The organism is Modestobacter altitudinis (assembly GCF_005930475.1).
GTDB classification, from domain to species: domain Bacteria; phylum Actinomycetota; class Actinomycetes; order Mycobacteriales; family Geodermatophilaceae; genus Modestobacter; species Modestobacter altitudinis.
Window position 1 is genome coordinate 1 of sequence record NZ_SJEW01000131.1, and the last position, 4656, is coordinate 4656.

General features: G+C 73.0%; 3 protein-coding genes. All 3 read left to right on the forward strand.

Annotation, left to right across the window (positions count from 1 at the left end; all coding sequences use genetic code 11):
• Positions 1-100 precede the first annotated feature (100 nt).
• Positions 101-1513: an FtsW/RodA/SpoVE family cell cycle protein gene (locus tag FHL79_RS24620; protein WP_138761183.1), complete on the forward strand. Its 1413-nt coding sequence runs from the start codon at positions 101-103 to the stop codon at positions 1511-1513.
• The gene (locus tag FHL79_RS24625) at positions 1510-2976 is read left to right on the forward strand and encodes a peptidoglycan D,D-transpeptidase FtsI family protein (RefSeq protein ID WP_138761184.1); all 1467 of its coding nucleotides are present in this window, start codon (positions 1510-1512) and stop codon (positions 2974-2976) included. The genes FHL79_RS24620 and FHL79_RS24625 overlap by 4 nt, the downstream gene beginning before the upstream one ends.
• Positions 2976-4656: serine/threonine-protein kinase (locus tag FHL79_RS24630; RefSeq protein WP_138761185.1), on the forward strand; the 1681-nt coding region annotated here is incomplete at its 3' end. The genes FHL79_RS24625 and FHL79_RS24630, both read left to right, overlap by 1 nt.

Genomic DNA, 4656 nt, shown 5'->3' on the forward strand with positions numbered 1-4656 from the left:
GCTCGGCGACGAGCACGGGGCCCTCCCGCTCCGGGACGCCGGGAGTGGACTGCCGGGAGGCGGACTGAGTGGCCCGCCCCTCCTCCCCCGGGAGCTCCTCGTGACCGGTCCGGGAACCGATCCGCGAGCCACCGCGGCCGGTGCCGGACCGACGCCGACGCGGCGGGGCACCGAGCTCGCGCTGCTGGCGTTCGCCGTGGTCATCACGCTGGCCGCGCAGTGCATCGTCGACCTGACCGTCACCGACTCGCTCAGCCCCGAGCTGGCCACCTTCGGCACCTGGTACACCGTGCTGTGGGTCGTCGCCCACGTCGTCGTCCGCCGGTTCGCCCCCTACGCCGACCCGCTGCTGCTGCCCTGCGTGGCCGTGCTGATGGGCCTGGGGCTGACGATGATCCACCGGCTGGACATCGCCGGTGACCAGCTCGGCGGCAACAGCTCCGGCGAGGACGCCCCGGTCCAGCTGCTGTGGGCCACCGTGGGGCTGGCGCTGTTCGTCGCCGTCGTCGTGGTCGTCCGCGACCACCGCGTGCTCGCCCGGTTCGCCTACACCCTCGCCCTGGTCGGCCTGGTGCTGCTGGCCATCCCGGCGGTGCTGCCCAACTCGGAGATCAACGGGGCCAAGCTGTGGATCCGGGTCGCCGGCTTCTCCATCCAGCCCGGTGAGTTCGCCAAGATCTGCCTGGTCGTCTTCTTCGCGGCCTACCTGGTCGACAAGCGGGACGTGCTCGCGCTGGCCAGCCGCAAGGTCGCCGGCCTGGAGCTGCCCCGCGGCCGCGACCTGGGCCCGGTGCTGCTGGCCTGGGTGGCCTCGATCCTGGTGCTCGTCTTCGAGCGCGACCTGGGCAGCTCGCTGCTGCTGTTCGGCATCTTCGTGGTGATGCTCTACGTCGCCACCGAGCGCGCCAGCTGGCTGGTCATCGGCGTCCTCCTGTTCTCCGGCGGCGCCTACGTGGCCTACCAGGTCTTCGGGCACGTCCGGGTGCGCGTGGACACCTGGCTGGACCCCTTCGCCTACGTCGACACCGGCGGCTACCAGATCGTCCAGTCGCTGTTCAGCCTCGGCACCGGCGGGCTGTTCGGCGCCGGCCTCGGCGGGGGACGCCCCGACCAGGTGCCGGTGGCCAAGAGCGACTTCATCGCCTCGGCCATCGGTGAGGAGCTCGGGCTCTTCGGCCTGGTCGCGGTGATCGTGCTGTACCTGGTGCTGGTCGAGCGCGGCCTGCGCACCTCGTTGGTCGTCCGCGACGGCTTCGGCAAGCTGCTCGCCGCGGGGTTGTCCTTCGCCGTCGCCTGGCAGGTGTTCGTCGTCCTCGGTGGGGTCACCGGGCTGCTCCCGCTGACCGGCCTCACCACGCCCTTCCTCGCCTACGGAGGCTCGTCGCTGGTCGCCAACTTCGGTCTGGTCGCGCTGCTCGTCCGGATCAGCGACGCCGCCCGCCGGCCGGTCGCGCCCCCGCCGACCACCCCGCCGAGGCTCACCGACGCCCCGACCGAGGTGGTGCGCCCGTGAACGCCCCGCTGCGCAAGGTCGCGATCAGCGTGCTGGTGCTGTTCACCCTGCTGATCGTCAACGTCAACATCATCCAGGTGGTCCGGGCGGACTCACTGCGGGAGAACCCGCGCAACACCCGGGTGCTCACCGAGGAGTACGACCGGGAGCGGGGCGCGATCGTCGTCGCCGGCAACGAGATCGCCTCCTCCAGCGAGACCACCGACGCGCTCACCTACCTGCGCCAGTACGCCAACGGCCCGCTGTACGCGCCGGTGACCGGTTACTACTCGGTGCTCTTCGGCAAGCGGGGGCTCGAGGACGCCGAGAACAGCGTGCTGGCCGGCACCGACCCGCGGCTCGCGCTGCGCCGGCTCGGCGACGTCTTCACCGGCCGGGACCCCTCCGGCGGCAACGTCGAGCTGACCGTGGACCCGGCGACCCAGCAGGCGGCGATGGACGGCCTGGCCGGCGTCACCGGCGCCGTCGTGGCCCTCGACCCCTCGAGCGGTGCGGTGCTCGCGCTGGCCAGCACGCCCACCTACGACCCCAACCAGCTGTCCAGCCACGACCCGGACGCGATGCGCGCCTACTCCGACTCGATCACCCCGGCGGACGGCTCCGGCGACGCCGACCCGACGGTCAACCAGGCGACCAGCGAGCGCTACCCGGCCGGGTCGATCTTCAAGGTCGTCGTCTCCGCCGCCGCGCTGGCCAGCGGCGACTACACGCCCGAGACGGTGATCCCGGCCCCGCAGGACTACGTGCTGCCGGGCACCAGCACCGACCTGGAGAACTTCGGCGGGGAGGCGTGCAGCCCGTCCGGCGAGCAGCCGCTGATCGACGCGCTCACCATCTCCTGCAACACCGCCTTCGCCCAGCTGGGCATCGACCTCGGCGAGGACGCGGTGCGGGAGATGGCCGAGGGCTTCGGCATCGACGGCGAGCCCTTCGACATGCCCCTGCCGGTCGAGAGCAGCACGCTCGGCGACATCGAGAGCGACGCCGCGCTCGGCCAGACCTCGATCGGCCAGCGGGACGTCGCGCTGACGCCTCTGCAGGCCGCGATGATCGCCTCCGCGGTGGCCAACGACGGCAGCCTGATGAAGCCCTACCTGGTCGACTCGATCCAGGCCCCCGACCTCACGGTGATCGACCAGACCGACCCCGAGGAGATGAGCCAGCCCTTCTCCTCCGACGTCGCCGGCCAGCTGACCGAGATGATGACCAGCGTGGTGCAGAGCAGCAACGGCACCGGCCGACGCGCCCGGATCGACGGCGTGACGGTGGCCGGGAAGACCGGGACCGCCGAGAACGCCGGGCCGGACCACAACTGGTTCATCGGCTTCGCACCCGCCGAGGACCCGAAGATCGCCGTCGCGGTGTTCATCAAGAACGGCGGCGGCACCGGCGGCGACACCTCCGCACCGATCGCCAAGGCGGTCATGCAGGCCTACCTCGACGGCACGGGGGCCGGGGGCTGATGGCCGTCCACGTGGGCAGCCTGCTGGCCGGCCGGTACGAGATCACCGCACCCATCGCCACCGGCGGCATGGGCGAGGTCTGGAAGGGCCGGGACCGCACCCTGGGCCGCACGATCGCGGTCAAGGTGCTGCGCAGCGAGTACACCGGGGACTCCAGCTTCCTCATCCGCTTCCGGAACGAGGCGCGGCACACCGCGGCGCTCTCGCACCCCAACATCGCCTCGGTCTACGACTACGGCGAGACCACCGAGGACGGCCAGCGGCTGGCCTACCTGATCATGGAGTTCGTCGAGGGCAAGCCGCTGGTCACCATCCTGGCCGAGCGCGGCCGGCTGACCGCCGAGCAGACCCTCGACGTCCTCGGCCAGGCCGGCGACGGGCTCTCCGCCGCGCACGCGGCCGGGATGGTGCACCGCGACATCAAGCCGGGCAACCTGCTCGTCCGCCCGGACGGCGTGGTGAAGCTGACCGACTTCGGCATCGCCTACGCCCGGGACGCCGCACCGCTGACCCGCACCGGCATGGTCGTGGGCACCGCCCAGTACCTCTCCCCGGAGCAGGCCCAGGGGCACGTGGTCACCGCGGCGTCCGACGTCTACTCCCTCGGCGTGCTGGGCTACGAGTGCATCGCCGGGGTGCGCCCCTTCGACGGCGAGTCGCAGGTGGCGATCGCGCTGGCGCAGATCAACCGCCCGCCGCCGCCGATGCCGGCCGACGTCCCCCGGCCGGTCAAGGCGCTCATCGAGCGGGCCCTGACCAAGGACCCGGCGGGCCGGTTCCCCGACGGCGGGGCCTTCGCCGTCGCCGTCCGCCAGGTGGCGGCCGGTCACGCCGTGCCCCCGCCGACCGCGATGACCACCGTGCTGGGCGGCGATGACGCCGCCACCACGATGATCCCGGCCGGCGCGGTCACCTCCGGCGGCGCGCCGTCCACCTCGCCGCGCACGATGCCCCCGCTGCACGGCACCCCGGTCGACGAGGACGAGGCGTGGGACGCCGACGACGGCGCGGACGACCCCGCCCGGCGGCGCCGCACCCAGCTGATCTGGGCCGCCGCCGCGCTGACCCTGCTGCTGCTCGTCGGCGTCGGGGTGGCCGTGGCGCTCTCCGGTGGGGACAAGGGCGGCGGCAGCAGCGCCGCCTCGACCGGTACGAGCCCGGCAGCGCCCTCGGCGAGCACCGACGCGACCGGCGGGATCGGGTGGGACGTCACCGCCTATGTCGGGCAGGACGCGGATCGGGTGCAGCGGGGGATGGAGGCGCTCGGTCTTCGGGTGCAGCAGTCCGACGCGACCGACGAGCAGCTGCAGGAGGTGACCCAGGACCTCGACGAGGGCACCGTGGCCACGGCCGACCCGGCCCGCGGGTCACTCGCCCCGGGCACGCTGGTGACGCTGTACGTCACCGGCTCGGCCTACACCCCCGAGCAGGCCAACACCACCGAGACCACCGGCCCGGCGCCGACCTCCGCCACCGACACTGGCGGCTCGGGCGAGGACGACTCGGAGGCGACCACCGCTCCCAAGCGGACGCCATGTGGTCCGAGGTCCCTGGTGATGACCGTCGAGGAACCGGAACCGGGCGCCGCATCGACCGTTGCACCGAACACCACGCCGGCACCCTCGCCCTCACCTGCCACCACGTCCGCACAGGTACCGACTCCCGCCCCCACCTCTGCGC